This is a genomic window from Neorhizobium sp. SHOUNA12A (assembly GCF_023006505.1).
Lineage (GTDB): Bacteria > Pseudomonadota > Alphaproteobacteria > Rhizobiales > Rhizobiaceae > Neorhizobium.
Map to the genome: position 1 here is coordinate 1 of NZ_JALBGV010000106.1, position 16,949 is coordinate 16,949.

Below are 16,949 nucleotides of genomic sequence, written 5' to 3' on the forward strand. Positions count from 1 at the left end.
GCCTCACCGAGGCGCGCCGCCGTCGTCCGGTCCCCAAGGTGGACCCCGAGCTGGTGCGCGCCGTCGCCCGGATCGGCGGCAACCTCAACCAGATTGCGCGATGGCTGAACACGGCCCAGGCGCAGGGCCAGGTATCCGCCATCGACGCAATCACGGTTGCCGCGCGCCTTGTCGCCATCGAGCGGGCGCTATCGGAAACGCTTGAGCAGTTCACGGCCAAGGATGGTGCGCCGTGCTGATCAAGTTTTTCCGAAACGGTCAGGGCGGCGGATCGGGACCGGTTGACTACCTGGTTGAGCGCGACGTCGTCGCCTACGACCAGAACCGCAACGCGATCCGCGATGAGCGCGGCGACGTCATGCTGTTTGCCCGCGAGCCCCTGCCGGAGGTCCTGCGCGGCGATGCCGACAGGATGCGCTCGCTGATCGACGCTTGCCCGCACCAGTGGACCTATCGCGCCGGCGTCATCGCCTTCACGGCGGAAGACGCGCCGAACCCTGCCCAGCAACGGCAGGTGATGGACGCCTTTGAGAGCCTTGCCTTTGCCGGCCTCGAACCCGACCAGCACGATATGCTTTGGGTCCGCCACACCCACGAAGGCCGCGTCGAACTGCATTTCGTGACGCCGCGCATGGAGCTTGCGAGTGGGCGCAGTCTCAACATAGCGCCGCCCGGCTACCAGAAGCATTACGACGCCTTGCGCGATGTTCTGAACAAGGAACACGGCTGGAATGACCCGATGGCGCCGGAGCGCTCGCGCGAGACCGTCAGCCTCATCGAGAGCGTCAGGCGCGGCGATGCGCGCGAGCTGATCCATGACTGGATCGTCCAGCGCATCGAGACCGGCGAAATCCATGACCGTCCGAGCATGGCCGAGGCTTTGACGGCGGCGGGTTTCGATCTGCCGCGCGCCGGCAAAAACTACGTCACCGTCCGCGATCCGGAGACGGACGAGCGCTGGCGCCTGAAAGGAGACCTGTTCCGTGAAGACTGGACCCGAGAGAATACCCTTGAGCGAGCGCTTGAAAGAGCGGCTGGCGAGCCCACCCGATCCGGAAGCCGGCTCAACGCCATCGCTCCCGACGAGCTTCGCGACCGATTGGAGCGAAGCCTTGAAGCGCGCGCAAGCTACAATCGAGACCGATATCCGCAGCTTCACGGACGCGAACCGCCAGCACTTGAGCGAGGCACTGGCGATGACCGAGGCGGACGTGAACCGGCTCCGTTCGATGGTGCAGCCGTACTTCCTGACCATGGGCGCGGTGGCGTTGCTGATCGTCCTGTTGAGCTTCACCGCGAGCTGGTTTTGGGCGGGGCTGATGATCGATCGCGCCCAGAGCGCCAGCCTCTGGCAAATGGGCTTGCAGATCAACCAGACCAGCAACGGCAAAGTCCTGACCTGGGACGTCAACCGCCTTCAGCTGATCACCTGTCAGGCAGGGACCGCCAAAACCCCATGCCTGAAGATCGTCCAGGGAGACTGACCGATGACCACACCCACCAGACCACCGATGCCCGAGAGCCTTTCGCCTCTGGAGCGCGAGTTGCTGGGTTACGTCGAGACGTTGATGAACGCATTGAGCAGCGGGACCGCGCAATTCGAGGCGCTGGAGAAACGCTCGACCGACATGATCGAAAACCGGCAAGCGGCTTTGGAAGGATCGCTGAAATCGCTCATCGCGTCACAGGCTACCTTCATGAACGCTTGGCTCGCCTCCGGCAATCATTCCAGCGGCACGGCCTCGACCGAGCTGGCGGAAGCGTTCGCCCTGCTGGAGCAAGCCGAAGCGATGCTGGAGGCGGTCGCGCCGCAGACGTGACAGGCCGACCGACCGCGCCCGGTCGCGGTCGCAACTGATCCTCATTTCCTTCTGGAGTTTCGATTCATGAATTTGATCATTCAGCCCTATCGTTATGCCCTTTCCATTGCCGTCTTGGCGGCCGGTTTCCTGCTGATGGAAACCGCGCCGTTGTTCTGGCCACCCATCTACCAAAATGCGCGCGCCGCGATCCTGGTCATGTTCTCCGGGTTTGCGCTGCTGACCTTGGCGGGAGACACCCAGGGCCGCATCCGCAGCGCGTCGGGCTTAGCTGTGGGGGCTGCCCTCCTTGCCGCGTCTGCTCTCGCCCTTACCGACCCCGCCATTGCGGTAGGCGTCCTGCTCGACAGCTTCAAGGCTTGGCGAAACGCCGGCTATTCCGGAATCGAGAGCATACGAGGCATGGTATCGACCTGGGATCGTTTCACAGAGGCGCAGAAGCTTGGCCTGCAAACCAGCCTCGCCATCGGCCTGCCTGTACCGCTGTTCCTCATTCTGCTGGCAATTTCGATTGCCGCCCCGGCATCTTCGAGCCGCATTTCCAAACAAGGCCCATGGCGCGCCCGATGGATGAACCGCCAGGAGTTGCGCCAACTCCGGCACAACGACACCGGCTTGCCGCTCGGTCTCTCCGGCGGCGTAATGCTGCGTTACCGCCCCAACACGAAAACCGGATGGCGCGCCGGCCACCATGTTGCCATCGCCGGCACGCGCGCAGGGAAAGGCGTGTCCGTCGTCATTCCCGCCATCATCGACCATGACGGCCCGGTCGCCGTCCTCGACATCAAGGGCGAGAATTTCGCCGTGACGCGCCGGTATCGCCGATCGCTCGGCCGTCAGGTCGTGGTTCTCAATCCCTTCGGCGTCATCGAACCGTCGAAGGATCGCTTCAATCCACTCGACTATATCAGGCAAGCGCACCTGGTCCGCGACATCGAGGTCATTGCCGAGGGGCTTGTTCGACCGGAAGGCGGAAATGGCGCACACTTCGCCGAAATGGCGAAATCGATGATTGCCGCTGTGATTGAGGTCGTCATGGTCAGGCGCGCGGAAGCCGATCGCAACCTGATCACCGTCATGGACCTGCTGTTTTCCGCAGGCTTTGAAAAGACGCTGACGGAATGGGCCGGAGCGCCGGAGACCTTTGGTACCCGCCCGGCCGCCGCCGCAGCCACCTTCCTAGCAGCCGGCGAGAATGAGCGCGGCGCAATCAAGACGACAATCAAGAAGGCCTTCGATTGGGCGCGTTCCGACGAACTGCGCAGTTTCCTCAGCGCCTCCACATGCTCGCTCGAAAACCTTTTCGAGGGCCGCGCCGATCTCTTCATGGTGGTCCCGCTCGACCAAGTGGACGCCCAGGCCGTCTTTCTCCGGCTGCTGACAAACATCATTCTCGGCATGGCCGTGCGCCTTGAGGGTGCCAAGAAGCCGAAAAAGAATGTGCTGCTGGTGCTGGACGAGTTTGTCCGCCTCGGCCGCATGGAAAAGCTGATCAACATCGCCAACGTCGCCGCCGGCTGCGGCATCGAGGCTCTATTCGTTACCCAGGACAAGGGCCAGATCGAAAGCGTCTATGGCAAGGGCGACACCGCCAGCATTCTCGGCTCCTGCGTCACCACCCGCATTTTCGGTCTCGGCCGCGCCGAATTCGAAACCGCCAATTGGGCCGCGAACGCCCTTGGCGATCAGACGGTATTGACCCGCACCAAACAATCAGCCGCGAAGTTCGGCGAGAGCCGCAAGACCTCAACCGCCGAACAGCGCCAGAAGCTCATGACCGCCGATCAGATCCTGGAAATGAAGACGGGCAGGATGCTGCTGCTTACGGGATCGAAGCCTCCCGCGCTGATCGACGCGATAGTTTCGCACCGGCATCCGGCATATAGGGGGAAGCTGGACCGGAATCCGATGGTGTAGCGCGTTAAGCCAAGACGGTCGCAGGTACTCGATCGAGTGATGCAGCGCCGCTTCGGACCGATTTTCCTGTGGTTACAGGATATGCAGCTATAGCGCGAGTGGCTGCGTGCGATACAATGAGGTTCATTCAATTGTTCTAAAGGCCGGTGATGAATGCTCAAGATTCCCGAAAGCCTTTTCGAAAGTCAGCAAATGCTTGCTGGAAATTCAGAGCGGAACGCTCAGGCGCTAGCTTCAATCTTCCGGCAGTATGATGCGAAATCGACCATCGCCGCAGCCGGCGGATTGGTGACCGTTCCGCATCTTCAAGCGAATGCAGTGCGTCTCGAAGCCATAAGCCACCTTATTGTTTCCAATGCTGTGGGCAAAAAGAAAGCCACGAAACAGGACGCCTCTAGGTGGTTCCGGCAGGTTGGACAGGCCGTGGCGTTCATGGAAGATGCCGCAGAAGATGTTTTCGTAGGCAGGGTCCATTACCAGGGGCGCAACTATCTCGTGCTGGAGGGACTTGCCGAGGCAAACTGTCATCATCTTCAGCACATACTGAACGTGCTTGAGACTATTCCAGACGGATTGCCCTATTCAACACTGAAGAGTGCTTGCCGCAGCTTATTGTTGATATCTGACCACGTCTGCCATCGAGCGGGTCTGGACGCCTTTGAAGCGGGTTCGGAGTATAAGGTTGAGTCGATATCTCTCGATCGCCTTCCAACTCTCAAAAATTTGGCGAAGCGTGTATCCTTTACAGAGGCAGAAATCACCCGATTGGGCGGCGATTTGAGCAGTCTTGGTATGTTCTTTCTGCCGCCTTCTGCTCGGAACGTTGGCATAGGACTTCACGGCGGTAGCGCGCTCGAAAGATGCCCCTTGATCAATTTTGGTGACGCGATTGTTCTTGCCCTTCCTTCTGCTGCGGGCTTAGCAATTCGTCGTGCCGTAATCGAGACATGTATCGGCGCGGGCACCGATCAGGTTCTTCACATCGGCCTTCTGCAGTCTCACACCAATCAGATATCACTAAATCCAGCCATCTCGCGTGTCGATATCCCACCTACCGCAGTCGAGCCGGGCGCCACAGTTATCCCCTCTGCTCCTGTAGAGTTTCAGCCGGGTTACTGGTTTCACCTTGTGTTAGTAGCCGAGGACTTCGAAAGTTTTGCAGAAACGGGATTTGATCGGCCAAATCCGGAGGGGGGGAGCAAGTCCGAAACGCTAACTGAACTCCTTCGGGAAACAGCCTCTGCCTGTGAAGCCAAACCAGGCTATAAGCTAGGGCTTTCCCTGGTTGTATTATGCGGTTTTGGTCGAGGACAGCTACTTGAATTGACGCGCCCGAGAAACTGGATGGTCGAGGCTATAAGTAGCTACGATCTGGAGGTGCTGGGCTGGCGGCACGACTTCGGAGTTCCTGAACTTTTCAAGTTTCTTCTCGCAGAACTTGATGCGGCGTCAAAAGGGTTTCCGTTGATGGCGATCAATGGGCTTTTGGCGCGTATTGGCTTTGCATTCGGAAATCGAGGGCACGTCGTTCCCCACGAAGCATTGCCGGACGGCGCTGAGAACGTAACACTGGTGGTTCCAACCAACGCTCACCTCGATCTCCGCCTGCAACACCACCCAAGATTTGACGAACAGTCATTGATCGCACCGGGCGGTGAAATAGTCGTCGTTCGTCGCAAAGACGGTGGCAAACGCTCGCCGGAAAAAACGCAGCGGATATACGTGTCTTATTCAGACGCAAGCCGCGGCCGTTTTCGCGCCGTATGGAAATTCCGTAGTCGCAACTGGTGGGTTGAAACAATCCCTAGAGGAGACCGAGCCGCACGACTTTATCCCGTTTTTGAAATGCAGATGGTTTGGATGGAGCAAATAGCCCCGATTTTGGATGAAGTACTCAGAGGGCTCCCCGATACCTTCACGTGGCGTCTGATCACATCTGACTGGCCTCAAATGCGGTCTGAAGATATACGAGCACCGTCCGTTGAGGAAATCAACGCCGCAATCATCACGTCCCACGACTCTGAAACCAAAACGGTTGTCAGCGAAATAGGTCCGACATTTTTCGAAGGGTTATCGGTCCCTGATAACGCATCTGAGGCTGCGCTTATGCATGCTGTTGTGCTTGAGGCCGTTCGGCTCTCGGGGGAAACAATAGCGGACATGCCGGGTCTTATGATGAGGATTGTTCCATCACCACAAGCACGACAGCTACATGCTTTCGCGCCGCAAGACTTCAGGGATCAGGTTCGCGATTCGATAGGCCAGAGTGCGACGCATATTACCGCATTTGATGACGCAGCGATAAGATTGGGGCTTGGCTGGCATGGTGTGCCGCGTCCTGGGGGCACGCTCAAGGGCAAAGACGAGTGTACACAGGCACTGAATGCCATCACGGTCGCTGCTGAAGAACAATTTTGCAAAGACCTCTCGAGTTACGAGAGGCATGCCCTGATCGATCGGGTCGTTTCTAATCTGGAGGCGTCGATTTTTGACAAGCGCAGATGGGAGCGGACTTCTGCGGCGATAATGGGCCTCGCGTCCGATCCAGAAGAGACTCGCAACGAGATTTTCGAACGGCTTATGAAGGCCAATGGAACCGACCTGGCGAGCCGTATAATTTTGGAAGCGGCGATATGTGAATGTCCTGTCGGTGTAGGATATCAGTTGGCGGATATAGAGCTATCGCGGCTTATGGCTCAGGCGATGATGATCCATCATCTGGGCGGATATTCCGATGCCATCCACTATGAAGGCATGAAGCCAGAAATTCGAATATCTCCAGCAGGAGAGGTGCAAATCGACACTTCTTTCTTTGAGGGCATCGTCGAGCCGGTTGGAAGGTCCTTCGCTACATTGCAGTTAGAGAAACACGGCAAGGACTATAAAGGCTTGCTGCGCGATCCAGAGTTATCGCCCTCTAATGTTTCTGATCTTGTCGAGGCGGCATTTCTTGTCGCTTGGGAGGCTGAGATAGGGCTGTCTTTTGTCGAGTTTCGCGCCGGCTTAGAGGCCCTGGAAAATCGACTCTATGAAAAGGGAGCGGTCTACGAAATTGTGCCTCGAAATGACATCGTTGAATATCTGAGCCAGCACATCGAATGCGCGGAAGCCTTTGTTTCCGCGATCGAGTTGATATCTCGGCCGTCGTGGAAAAGTGTTGCCCCTCCGTTTAATGACCAGGACAGGCAACCATGGAGATTCCGTCGACGACTTTCCGTCGCACGCCGCCCTATTCTCAGGATTGAGGAGGCGCCCAATGCTTCCGTGGTCGTCGCTCCGGGGATGATCAGAGATGCTTTCTCGATCATGCTTCACAACTACCACCAAGGCCAATTTGACCTTAGTATTCTCTCCTCGAAGGAGATGAGGCGCTGGCGGGAACACATCGTAGCGAAAGAGGCCGCTGAATTTGAGGAGCGCGTTGTTGTGCGCCTGCAAGAACTCGGATGGAACGCTCGCCGTGGTGTGAAATTTTCTCAAGTTTTCGGAAAGGGCCTCTCTGAAGATCCTGGTGATATTGATGTGCTGGCTTGGCATTCGGATGGCCATGTAATGCTTTTGGAATGCAAAGATCTTCAGTTTGCGAAGACGCCAAGCGAGATAGCAAAGCAGCTATCAAAATTCCGCGGCAAGACCGACGAGAAAGGGCGGTCGGATTTGTTGGCCAAGCATCTGAAACGTGTCAGGTTGGCAAATGAGAATAAAGGTGCATTCAGCGCCCATTTGAAGCTCGATAAAGTCGTTGTGGACGGCGCACTTGTATTCGCGAACACCGTACCAATGAGCTTTGCGGCGGATCGGATCGCACACGCGGTCACGCTGTTGACATACGATCGACTGGAGCATTTCTTCGCGTAAGCGCCTGAAGGCTGGAGCCTCGCGCTTCCAGAAGTGAATTTCGTCGATTAATAAGTGGCAATATCGAGGTTGAGTTTTCCCGATCGGGAAAATTTTTGATGACAACCTCGCTAGTTTCTGTAAATTTCCCGATCGGGAAAACAGCGCTCGACAGACCGTGCCGCTATCTGTTATTTTCCCGATCGGGAACAAAGATGGCAAAGCAAGTCAAAAATCCAGCCGACATCGGCGCCCTGGTCCGCAGCACGCGCAAGGAGCAAAACTTGCGCCAGGATGAGCTTGCCGGCGTTTCGGGCGTCGGCCTCCGGTTCATTGTCGATCTAGAAGCAGGCAAGCCTACAGCACAGATCGGAAAAGTCTTGCAGGTCCTGCAAACGCTCGGTTGTTCGATCGATATTTTGGCTCCTGGGGAACGTAGGAAATGACGGTGAGGGTTCTCAATGTCTGGTGGGATGGTCGCATCGTTGGGCAATTTACCCAAGATAGACATGGCGATATCGGCTTTGCCTACACCGAAGCTTGGCTTGATGACGAAAAGGCGCTTCCGCTGTCTGCCTCCCTCCCAAAGCGCCCAGAGCGTTTTTCTCGTCGCGAATGCCGACCATTTTTCGGCGGCCTGTTGCCCGAGGAGAGCCAACGCCTTGTTGCGGCGCAAGCATTGGGGGTTTCGCCTGCAAACGACTTCGCGCTTCTTGATCGCCTGGGCGGCGACGTCGCCGGCGCGCTTCAGCTTTTGCCGGAAGATCAGGAGCCGATAACAGCAGGACCGATCACGGACCAGCAGCCGGCATCTCTTGATGAGGCCGGAATCGTTCGGATACTGGACGCACTTCCGACGCGGCCGCTTTTGGCCGGCCAGGAAGGGCTGAGGCTGTCGCTCGCCGGCGCGCAATCAAAAGTTCCCGTTGTTCTAATCGATGGCCAGATCGCGCTTCCAGTTCCCGGCCAAGCAACAACGCACATTCTGAAGCCGCCAATCGCGCGCTTCCCAGGAACGACTGAAAACGAAGCTTTCGTGATGAAACTCGCGGCAGCGATCGGTCTCGGTGTTGCACCGGTTGAAGCAAGGTCCGCGAATGGGCGCCCCTTTCTCCTGGTCGAGCGTTATGATCGTCTTCGCGACGCCGATGGTGTGGTTCGCCGTGTTCACCAGGAGGACTTCTGCCAAGCACTTGGTGTGCCGCCTGAAACGAAGTATGCCAGCGAGGGCGGGCCGACCTTTAAGGATTGTTTCGAGTTGCTACGGCGGGTATCTAAACGGCCGGGCACGGATATAGCAAAGCTAATGGACGCTGCTATTTTCAATCTCATTGTCGGAAATGCAGACGCCCACGGTAAGAACTTTTCGATCCTTTATGATGATGCGGGACCGCGAATGGCACCCTTGTACGATCTGCTATCCACCGTGGTTTATCCAGACCTTTCATCGAAGATGGCTATGCGGATCGGAAAACGAGCAACACTTGCGGAAATGAACGCCGACGGTTGGCAGGCGTTCGCAAAAGACGCCGGCATTGGACTTCCGCTCGTTCGCCGTCGAGTTGCCGAACTTTGCGACGCGATCATGAGTGAAAGCACCAACTTGGCCGACGAATTATTCAATGGTATCGGGGCAGAAACAGGCAAGGGACTGCACGAAATTGTATATAATCGAGCGAAAGGAGCACCGTCAACGCTAGGTGAAATGCCCCCCTAGGGTATAGCCAAAACCTTCCGAACCAAAGGTCTCAAAATTCTTTCGGGTATTCGGATGGAGCTATTCCTAATTCTGACAATGCCCCATCAACTAATCCGGATCCTCAGGCATTTGGACAACCGGAACGCTTTTAACTGCCGTGATCTCCTCCGGCGTCAGGTCGTAAATTTTAGCAATCTGAGCATCGATTTTGCGCTCACACGCATCAATCTCAGTCTCGATAGCCGATCGTTTTGCCAATTCACCTAGATGATAATCCATCCATTCAGCTTTCTTCGGCAAAGTGAGCTTAACCTTTTTTTTCTCAAACTCACTGAGAAGGACAGGGAATGGCGTTAGATGCCAATTCAGTATCTTTTCGGAAGGATTTTGTACTCCAAGCTCAGAAGTCAGCAGAGAAATAAATTGATTGTGAATCTTATCTATCTTAAGTTGTTTATTGATCAATAAATCAACATTATCCCTGACGACCTTCCTACTTTCGTCGTCCGGGATTATAACTGGATAATTTTTAATATCTTCTACGACAGCTTTCGGAAATATACTTCTATTTGATTTTACGGACCGTCGACTATGAAAGAAAGAAATCAAATTTGAATTGAGGAGTCCACAAATATACTTCATATCCGAGTTTTTATATTTTGGAACTACATTAATAATGCTTTTATTGTTCAGATAAATTTCGCTCACATACGTACTCATCAGGGTACGCGGATATCTTCCCGTGATTTCTCGGATCAATACTCGTTCACCAGCAAAAAGAGACATGTCACGCGGCTGCGAAAGCCATTCCCCCCACCTCAACCACTGACCCGACCAATTTAACGAATACCTGCCGACATCGCCACCGTTGAGGTAGCGATATGTACTTTCGTCAAACTGATGGTCGTAATCGAAAGGGTGACCTTTGACGTCCGCTGCGGTTTGCGGTGGAGTGCCCTTTCCTCTCTCGTAGGCCTGAAGACCTGCCTTGGCATTGTAGTAATCACGAAGAGGCGGAGCCAAAGAGAGTTTATCGAGAAGCTTTCGATCCGCCTCGTCGCTTTTCAAATCGAAGATTACGGTTGGTGATTTCAGCCACTCCACCTGGGGCACCTTGACCAAGGGTAACTCCAAGTCACGGGCGTGGCTAATCGTTCCAACCTCTACTTGATTACCGTCGGGATGAGCCTTTCGAGTGCAGAATACGATCGCCTCAACGCTCACATTCTTGAATGTTGATCCAAGTATATTAACGATTGACGATATCTCCGTGTTCCTTACAAGGTGATCTCGACTTTTCGTCGCCGATTTTATTCCCAAAAATGAATTTGGAACTATGAAAGATAGATACCCTCCGTCCTTTAACAGGTTCAAGCTTTTTTCTACAAATAATATGTAAAGATTAACTTTGTCATCGAATAATTTATAATTTAATCTAGCGTATTCTTTCAGCTCTTCAAGAGTTTTGTCCCGGGAAAGTACGTACGGCGGATTTCCAACTATGACGTCAAACCCGCCTTCCTTATCGATCTTCGAGAACTGTTTTTTCCAGTCAAAGGCGTCCACGCCTGCCACCGTCGGGTCATCGACCAGTGAATTTCCACATCGGATATTATCGTCAAGGTAAGTTAACTTTTCGGATTTATTTGCCGTTTTCAGCCACAAAGATAACTTAGTTATTTCGATAGATTCTGAGTTGATATCGACGCCGTAAAGGTTCTCATTGAGAATATGAGTATCCCACCGGAACAAGTGAAGTTGACCGCCGCTAAGTATGGTCAACTGCGAATTGATCGCTTGGCCTTCACGATAAAGATAGTCAAACGACTCATTAAGGAAGGCACCCGATCCACATGCTGGATCAAGAATTCGAACCCCTCGCAATACTTTATCGTAGGCTTCCCAAGCTGCAATATGAGCCTCTATATTTTTGTTGTATCGAATCTGGCCCGCGTTTTTACCGCTCTTAACAACCGTTATTGATGCGTAGTCACTGTCCGTCAGCTGAGCTAATTTTGAGAATCCAATTTCTTCTTTCCGTTCTGCCAGCCAACTACCGATCGCCTGCTCCACCATGTAGCGCGTGATATGTGGGGGAGTATAATATATCCCATCCTTCTTGCGTTTAGTCTTTTCGGGTATCGGTGCTCCAATGGCAGCAAGTTTGATTTCCTCGATGTCACTAATGGATTGCTCAAATATATGACCAAGGATGTTAACGCTGACTTCGCTGTCGAAATCATAAGCTCCGATCGCTTTAAACGCTTCGCACAGGTCATTATCAAGCTCCAACGCGTTTAGGTCGATATTCTCGGCAAATAGGCCACCATTGTAGGCGGGAATTTTGAGATCAGACCGACCTTTATCGATCGCCGTAAAAAGGCCTCGAAAATTATTCCAGACGGGCTGCGGCGCATATGGGTTGGAAGCTTCATAGGTCTTCTTTAACGTCTCTTTCGGAAGCAAGCCCCTGTCTTCTGCGAATGCAATGAAAAGTATTCGGTCGAGAATGGTCTGAGAATAATTTACTACTTGAAGCATTGGGACTTTGGGGTTTGCTGCTGATATGCTGGAAACCAAGTTCATCCTTAAATTTCGATAATCTAAATAAAGAGCGTCTGTTACCTCTTTTTCAACTACTTCACTCTCGGAAAGCAAAGCTGCTGTAGTGCCTCCTAGCAAGTTATCAGCCGACAGCAACAACATCATTTTCTTAAAATTATCGATGTCACCCGGCTTGGCGAGATCAAAGCGCTCATAGTCTTTTCGCCCATAACCAACAGCATAAAGTCGTATTTCTCGAAAATTGGATAGCAAGGCCCACTTTGCGCCTTTCGCATCCACAGCGTATTCCCAGACTTGCTGAACGGGTGTTTTGCCTCTCCCGGGCATTATTGCATCTAAGTCTTGTGTCTTTGCGCCTTTGAGCTCAAAAGGAGCTATAATTCGCTCCTTTCCAACTTCGAAATGACCAATTGCGGCGTCCGCGTTACCAGACGCAATAGGCTGGTTCTTAACGACGCTCCAAGCGCTGGGGGACGTGCCACTCTGCTTGTATCCGAGTAGCTGTACCAAGATGTGCTCTATAAATTGCCCGTCGTTCTTGGTTTCGCTATCGTATAAGCCTAGGGCAAGGTTACCTGACCACGCATTTAAGATGGTTTGCTGCGCTTCGTTCGCTGCTTGCAGGTGCTCAATATGTTTTTTTAGTACGCGTGGGTGGAAAAGGGGCATCATAACTCTCTGAGCTTAATATTCGAATCGGTTGTACCACGTCGTTGAAACACGCGGAAACCTCCTTGTCTTTTGAGCGATGGTAGGTGCCCCTACAGTCGGCCTTCACAATTGCGTTAAGTTGATGCCTTTGCAACGAATCCTATTTCAAGGCCGAAAAGCCGGCCGATCTTGCCTAATGTCTCAAGCGTTGGGTTCGCTGAGCCGGCCTCAATTTCTGCAATTTGTCGGCGTGTAAGACCTATCACTTTCGCAAATTCTTCTTGGCTCATACCGATACCCTTACGGAGTTCCGCAACGCCTCCAGGCAGCCGTAGGTCACCGCAGCGAGCTCGTTCCGCCAGCGTTCGACGGTTCTCCAGGATCTCATCTTTCGATGGCTTTTTCCAACGCGCCATTTGCGGATTCCACTCCTGCAGCACGATGCCGAGACGGTCACTTAACAGTAGCCGCGCCCAAGAAGCTGACCGCGTCTCCCTTTGAATTACAGCGTCGCAGCGTGGCGGGTTAACGCATTAATTGACCCTTTCAATGGCTCAAATAATGCATTTTTAGAAATTATTCAACCCATCAAAGTGGGTTGAATAATTGCCGTTAGAATTGCCAGCTACCGAAGCGGTCATTGAAGCTTCTGATCCGGCTGACCATCTTCCGGCCACGCAACGCATTGCCGCAAGCGAACAGCATGAGGGAGAGGCTCAGCACAGGCGTCAACCAAGCATCGGAGCCGCTTCTCCCATCAAACACAATGAGCAAGACAGCTCCCATTGCAGCGAAGAAGACCATTCCGAAATCATATTGCTTTGAAAGGCTCGCGAGCCGGGCCGAATGTTGGGCATAGCGCAATTGCCTCGCCAACCTTCGCTTTTCGGAGGCCAATTGATCGCGTTGGCGTCCGATCGCGTAGAAACCCTGTTCGATTTTCTTTTCAAAGCTCGACTTACTCATATCGCTGACCTCAGATATTTTTCTGCAATTTCCTCTGTGAATTCGCCGTGTTGCTCGGCGTAGTCGATCAGGAACCGGATGAGCTTCAAGCGCTTGTCCGGTTCCACCTGACAGTTTTCCCGCACGATAAAGGCATCAACTTGGTTCGTGACCTCGTGATACAGATCTACCGTGTCTCGATTGTAGGGGCTGCCTTCCCCGGTCATCATCCAGACTGGATTGACGTTGAACTTCGTGTAGAGCGCGCGCAGCACGCGAACGGGTATCTCTCGCTGGCCGCGCTCGTAGGTATTGTAGCCGCCCTGGGAGACCTCAAGCGCTTCCGCAAAGGGGATTTGTTTCAATCCCGAGTTTTCCCGGATCATCGCCAAACGTTTGCCCATCTGAATGAGCAGCGTGTCTTGCGTCGAGTTATTATTTTTCTGATAATCGCGTTGCATTTTTGAGCTTGATGTGATTCTTTCGGGTTCATATCATTCTATCATCAGTTGGAGGTGAATTTCCAATGCAGGCGCAACTCTTGTCCCCCAAACAGCTCGCAGACCGTTCCGGATGGCCGGTCGCACGCATCCGCAATCTGATCGCCAAGCAAGAAATCCGTCATGTCCGGATTGGCGGAAGCCTGTTCCTGCCGGAAAACGCCGTGGATGAGTATCTTGCGGCGAATATGGTCGAGCCCAAGCAGAAGGCTTTGGCGCTTGCTGACAACGCCTCCAGAGCGTGAGGAGCGGCATATGAAGCAGCAAGCTGAAACGTTAGCCCCGCGACCGCTCTACAAATTCGCGGTCAGCCGCGTCCGTGCGGCGGAGCTTCTGGATGTCTCGACGGGGACCTTTGACGACTGGGTCCGCCGTGGCCTTATGCCGAAAGGCGTGAAGATCGGCGCTCTGCGCCGTTGGGATGCCGAGGAAATCCGGGCGTCCTGGTACGATATCAAAGAACAGGGCTTGAGCGGAGACGAAGACGATGGCGAAAACCCGTTTGATTACGCGGTTGGGTAGCCAGCGCGTCCCCTTCAAATATTGCTCGCGGGATATCGACCGGCACGGCAACGAGCGCTTCTATCTCCGCCTGCCAGGAATGCCGAAATATCGCATGACATCCGTTTATCTGGACGAGGCGGGCAGCGTCACCCAGGCGTTTACCGAGGAATATCACCGCGTGCTGGCTGGCGATCGTGGTGAAAAGACCGTTCCGATTTCACGACTGGAACCCGGCTCGGTTCGCTGGCTGGTCGAGACCTATTATCGGTCCAAGGCGTTTCAAAGCCAGTCTCCGGCTACGCAGAAGGACAAAAAGAGCGTTCTCAATCGCTATTGCATCAATGTGGGCGAGTTGCCCTTCAAGAAGATCCGCAAATCAGACATTGAAGCCAGCCAGATGAAGCGCAGCGGCACGCCCGGCGCAGCCGACAAGCTGGTGAAGTACCTGAAGGCGCTGTTCAATTGGGCCATCAGCGCCGAACTGGCGACCTTCAATCCAGCAACCGGCGTTACAAAAATTCACAAGTCCCCCGGCTTCCATACCTGGAGCGAAGCGGAACTGGCGCGCTATCGCGCAGCATATCCGCTCGGCTCCATGGCCCGCCTTGCTATGGAACTGATGCTGAATCTGGGCGTCAGGCGCTCCGACTTGGTCAAGCTCGGCTGGCGGAACCTCGTGGGAGACCGCATCGAATTCATGCCGGAGAAGGGTTCCGGCAAATATGCACAGTCGCTCAGCTTGCCTGCTACAGACGAGCTTCGCGAGGCGCTGGACGCGATTACACATGATCAGCCGATCTTCCTTGTCACGGAATATGGCAAGGCGTTCAGCGGGAACGGCTTCGGCAACAAGATGCGCCAGTGGTGCAATGATGCTGATTTGCCGGAATGCTCGTCGCACGGCCTCAGAAAGGCGTCCGCGACAATCCTCGCCGAAGCCGGAGCGACCGAGCATCAATTGATGGCGATCTTCGGCTGGTCTGATTCCAAGATGGCGCAGCACTACACCAAAGCCGCCCAATCCAAGCGCATCATTGATGCCGGTTTCGAGCGTCGAAAGACCTACGTGGCCCGCAAAAATGTCCCACTTTCATCCAACCGGAATTCCGGTGAGACAAATCGAGGAAAAAACGATGGAAAAACAACGTCCAAAGACAGAAATGGTGGGCCCGGAGGGACTCGAACCCCCAACCAAGCGGTTATGAGCCGCCGGCTCTAACCATTGAGCTACAGGCCCGCCGATCCGGCAGAAGTGGGGCGCAATGGTCCGCCCTCACCCGGAGGTTCGCTCTAACGTAATTCATCGGAAGCCACAAGCCGTTGCCGCAATAGCTTCACAATCAACCGGCAGGTAGGCTCGTCTGGCGCGAATATGCCGAGCCGATTCCCGGTTGGATTTGTTCGCGGGGTAGATGCAACATGACGGGCGGGTCGAGGGAGAAACGTCCCTTCCGCCCGGACAGATCGGGGAGAACATCCATGCGCGCTGCGCTTTCGTCGTCACGTATCGTCCTTGCAGCCGCATTTGCCGGTGCGATCGCCATTTCTTCTGCGGGTCAGGGTTTTGCCCAGGATGTTCGTCCCCGCGAACCGGTCATCAATGTGCTCGGCGAAGGCCAGGCCTCCGTGGCGCCCGACATGGCCATCCTGACGCTTGCGGTGGTTCGCAACGGCCAGACGGCGCAAGCCGCACTTTCGGCCAGCAGCGCCGCCATGAAGGATGTGCTGTCGGCGCTGAAAAGCGACGGCATCGCCGATCGCGATATCCAGACCAGCAATTTCTCGATCTACCCGCAATACCGCCAGCCCGAGGCGAAGAATGGCGTCATGCAGCCGCCGCAGGTCATCGGTTATGAGGTCTCCAACACCTTGACCCTCAAGGTCCGCGATCTCGAGAAGCTCGGCGGCCTGATCGACCGTTCGGTGAAGCTCGGCGTCAACCAGGGCGGTCAAATCACCTTCACCAACGACAAGCCGGACGACACAATGACGGAGGCTCGCAAGAAGGCGGTCGCCGAGGCACTCGCCAAGGCAAAGACGCTGACGGAAGCGGCCGGCGTCAAGCTCGGGCGGATCCTGGAAATTAGCGAGAATTCCATGCGCCCCGCACCCCAGCCGATGATGCGCATGGCGATGGCCAAGGACATGGCCGCCGAGGCAGTTCCGGTCGCCGGCGGCGAAAACACCTATACGGTGACCGTCAACGTCACCTTTGCCCTCGAGCAATAATGACGGGTTGTCGAACAGAGCCGGACGCCCTTCCCAATGGCGCCCGCCCCCGTCCGGCAGATAAGGCGAAAAATAAAACACCCCCACCAGATCGTCAGACCTGGTGGGGGCGCTTGTCCTCCGTCAACGGGCGATGGAGACGGAAGGGCTCTTTGGGTTAAAGCCTAGCGGCGGATGACCGGGCAGCCGCGCTCGTTGGCGAACAGGATGCGCTCCGGACCCCGATAACCGAAGCCGGCGACGACCACGACGCGGCGGCCAGCATCCACGACGCGGGCGCGG

General features: G+C 55.0%; 14 protein-coding genes, 1 tRNA gene and 1 pseudogene. 11 read left to right on the plus strand and 5 right to left on the minus strand.

The window, feature by feature from the left end:
- The first annotated feature begins 53 nt into the window (after positions 1-53).
- From mobC to MOV63_RS28730, 7 genes are all read left to right on the plus strand, one after another.
- Complete coding sequence (gene mobC / locus MOV63_RS28695) at positions 54-239, plus strand: plasmid mobilization relaxosome protein MobC (protein WP_247039017.1); 186 nt, start codon at positions 54-56, stop codon at positions 237-239.
- 771 nt (positions 240-1,010) lie between these two features.
- Positions 1,011-1,484, plus strand: coding sequence for a hypothetical protein (locus MOV63_RS28705; protein WP_247039020.1), 474 nt, complete (start codon positions 1,011-1,013; stop codon positions 1,482-1,484).
- A 3-nt stretch (positions 1,485-1,487) separates the two neighbouring features.
- Complete coding sequence (locus tag MOV63_RS28710) at positions 1,488-1,820, plus strand: hypothetical protein (RefSeq protein WP_247039022.1); 333 nt, start codon at positions 1,488-1,490, stop codon at positions 1,818-1,820.
- Positions 1,821-1,886: 66 nt separating this feature from the next.
- A complete protein-coding gene (locus MOV63_RS28715) occupies positions 1,887-3,737 on the plus strand; it encodes a type IV secretory system conjugative DNA transfer family protein (protein ID WP_247038996.1) in 1,851 nt (616 codons plus the stop codon).
- 153 nt (positions 3,738-3,890) lie between these two features.
- A complete protein-coding gene (locus MOV63_RS28720) occupies positions 3,891-7,595 on the plus strand; it encodes a hypothetical protein (RefSeq protein WP_247038998.1) in 3,705 nt (1,234 codons plus the stop codon).
- Between the two features lie 194 nt (positions 7,596-7,789).
- Positions 7,790-8,020: a helix-turn-helix transcriptional regulator gene (locus MOV63_RS28725; protein WP_247033781.1), complete on the plus strand. Its 231-nt coding sequence runs from the start codon at positions 7,790-7,792 to the stop codon at positions 8,018-8,020.
- Positions 8,017-9,291, plus strand: a complete 1,275-nt coding sequence (locus MOV63_RS28730; protein ID WP_247039001.1) for a type II toxin-antitoxin system HipA family toxin — start codon at positions 8,017-8,019, stop codon at positions 9,289-9,291. Before MOV63_RS28725 ends, MOV63_RS28730 begins: the two co-directional genes overlap by 4 nt.
- Positions 9,292-9,381: 90 nt before the next feature.
- Here the strand turns inward: MOV63_RS28730 and MOV63_RS28735 are convergent, their stop codons facing one another.
- The 4 genes from MOV63_RS28735 to MOV63_RS28750 all read right to left on the minus strand — a co-directional run bounded on the left by MOV63_RS28735 (position 9,382) and on the right by MOV63_RS28750 (position 13,895).
- Complete coding sequence (locus MOV63_RS28735) at positions 9,382-12,510, minus strand: Eco57I restriction-modification methylase domain-containing protein (RefSeq protein ID WP_247039003.1); 3,129 nt, start codon at positions 12,508-12,510, stop codon at positions 9,382-9,384.
- A gap of 113 nt (positions 12,511-12,623) precedes the next feature.
- Positions 12,624-12,905: a helix-turn-helix transcriptional regulator gene (locus MOV63_RS28740; RefSeq protein ID WP_247039005.1), complete on the minus strand. Its 282-nt coding sequence runs from the start codon at positions 12,903-12,905 to the stop codon at positions 12,624-12,626.
- Between the two features lie 196 nt (positions 12,906-13,101).
- Positions 13,102-13,455 (minus strand): hypothetical protein, encoded by a 354-nt coding sequence (locus MOV63_RS28745; RefSeq protein WP_247039007.1) that lies wholly within the window; start codon positions 13,453-13,455, stop codon positions 13,102-13,104.
- The gene (locus tag MOV63_RS28750) at positions 13,452-13,895 is read right to left on the minus strand and encodes a helix-turn-helix domain-containing protein (protein ID WP_247039009.1); all 444 of its coding nucleotides are present in this window, start codon (positions 13,893-13,895) and stop codon (positions 13,452-13,454) included. Before MOV63_RS28750 ends, MOV63_RS28745 begins: the two co-directional genes overlap by 4 nt.
- Before the next feature lie 65 nt (positions 13,896-13,960).
- Here MOV63_RS28750 and MOV63_RS28755 point away from each other — a divergent pair, with 65 nt between their 5' ends.
- The 3 genes and pseudogenes from MOV63_RS28755 to MOV63_RS33080 all read left to right on the plus strand — a co-directional run.
- A complete protein-coding gene (locus MOV63_RS28755) occupies positions 13,961-14,179 on the plus strand; it encodes a helix-turn-helix domain-containing protein (protein ID WP_043613259.1) in 219 nt (72 codons plus the stop codon).
- A gap of 10 nt (positions 14,180-14,189) precedes the next feature.
- Positions 14,190-14,456 (plus strand): AlpA family transcriptional regulator, encoded by a 267-nt coding sequence (locus MOV63_RS28760; protein ID WP_247039011.1) that lies wholly within the window; start codon positions 14,190-14,192, stop codon positions 14,454-14,456.
- A gap of 601 nt (positions 14,457-15,057) precedes the next feature.
- A pseudogene (locus tag MOV63_RS33080) lies at positions 15,058-15,399 on the plus strand (tyrosine-type recombinase/integrase); the annotation flags it as partial.
- Positions 15,400-15,599: 200 nt separating this feature from the next.
- On the opposite strand, the gene MOV63_RS28770 reads toward MOV63_RS33080, so the two are convergent.
- Positions 15,600-15,675: transfer RNA gene (locus MOV63_RS28770), tRNA-Ile, on the minus strand.
- A 242-nt stretch (positions 15,676-15,917) separates the two neighbouring features.
- Between MOV63_RS28770 and MOV63_RS28775 the strand changes: the two genes are divergently transcribed.
- Positions 15,918-16,667: an SIMPL domain-containing protein gene (locus tag MOV63_RS28775; protein WP_247039015.1), complete on the plus strand. Its 750-nt coding sequence runs from the start codon at positions 15,918-15,920 to the stop codon at positions 16,665-16,667.
- Positions 16,668-16,949: the final 282 nt, after the last annotated feature.

Bases quoted from the DNA above. Each gene is read 5' to 3' on its own strand.
- MOV63_RS28740 (WP_247039005.1), bottom strand. From the start codon at position 12,905: ATGGCGCGTTGGAAAAAGCCATCGAAAGATGAGATCCTGGAGAACCGT.
- MOV63_RS28715 (WP_247038996.1), top strand. From the start codon at position 1,887: ATGAATTTGATCATTCAGCCCTATCGTTATGCCCTTTCCATTGCCGTC.
- MOV63_RS28730 (WP_247039001.1), top strand. From the start codon at position 8,017: ATGACGGTGAGGGTTCTCAATGTCTGGTGGGATGGTCGCATCGTTGGG.
- MOV63_RS28755 (WP_043613259.1), top strand. From the start codon at position 13,961: ATGCAGGCGCAACTCTTGTCCCCCAAACAGCTCGCAGACCGTTCCGGA.
- MOV63_RS28725 (WP_247033781.1), top strand. From the start codon at position 7,790: ATGGCAAAGCAAGTCAAAAATCCAGCCGACATCGGCGCCCTGGTCCGC.
- MOV63_RS28745 (WP_247039007.1), bottom strand. From the start codon at position 13,455: ATGAGTAAGTCGAGCTTTGAAAAGAAAATCGAACAGGGTTTCTACGCG.
- MOV63_RS28750 (WP_247039009.1), bottom strand. From the start codon at position 13,895: ATGCAACGCGATTATCAGAAAAATAATAACTCGACGCAAGACACGCTG.
- MOV63_RS28720 (WP_247038998.1), top strand. From the start codon at position 3,891: ATGCTCAAGATTCCCGAAAGCCTTTTCGAAAGTCAGCAAATGCTTGCT.
- MOV63_RS28710 (WP_247039022.1), top strand. From the start codon at position 1,488: ATGACCACACCCACCAGACCACCGATGCCCGAGAGCCTTTCGCCTCTG.
- MOV63_RS28760 (WP_247039011.1), top strand. From the start codon at position 14,190: ATGAAGCAGCAAGCTGAAACGTTAGCCCCGCGACCGCTCTACAAATTC.
- MOV63_RS28775 (WP_247039015.1), top strand. From the start codon at position 15,918: ATGCGCGCTGCGCTTTCGTCGTCACGTATCGTCCTTGCAGCCGCATTT.
- MOV63_RS28735 (WP_247039003.1), bottom strand. From the start codon at position 12,510: ATGATGCCCCTTTTCCACCCACGCGTACTAAAAAAACATATTGAGCAC.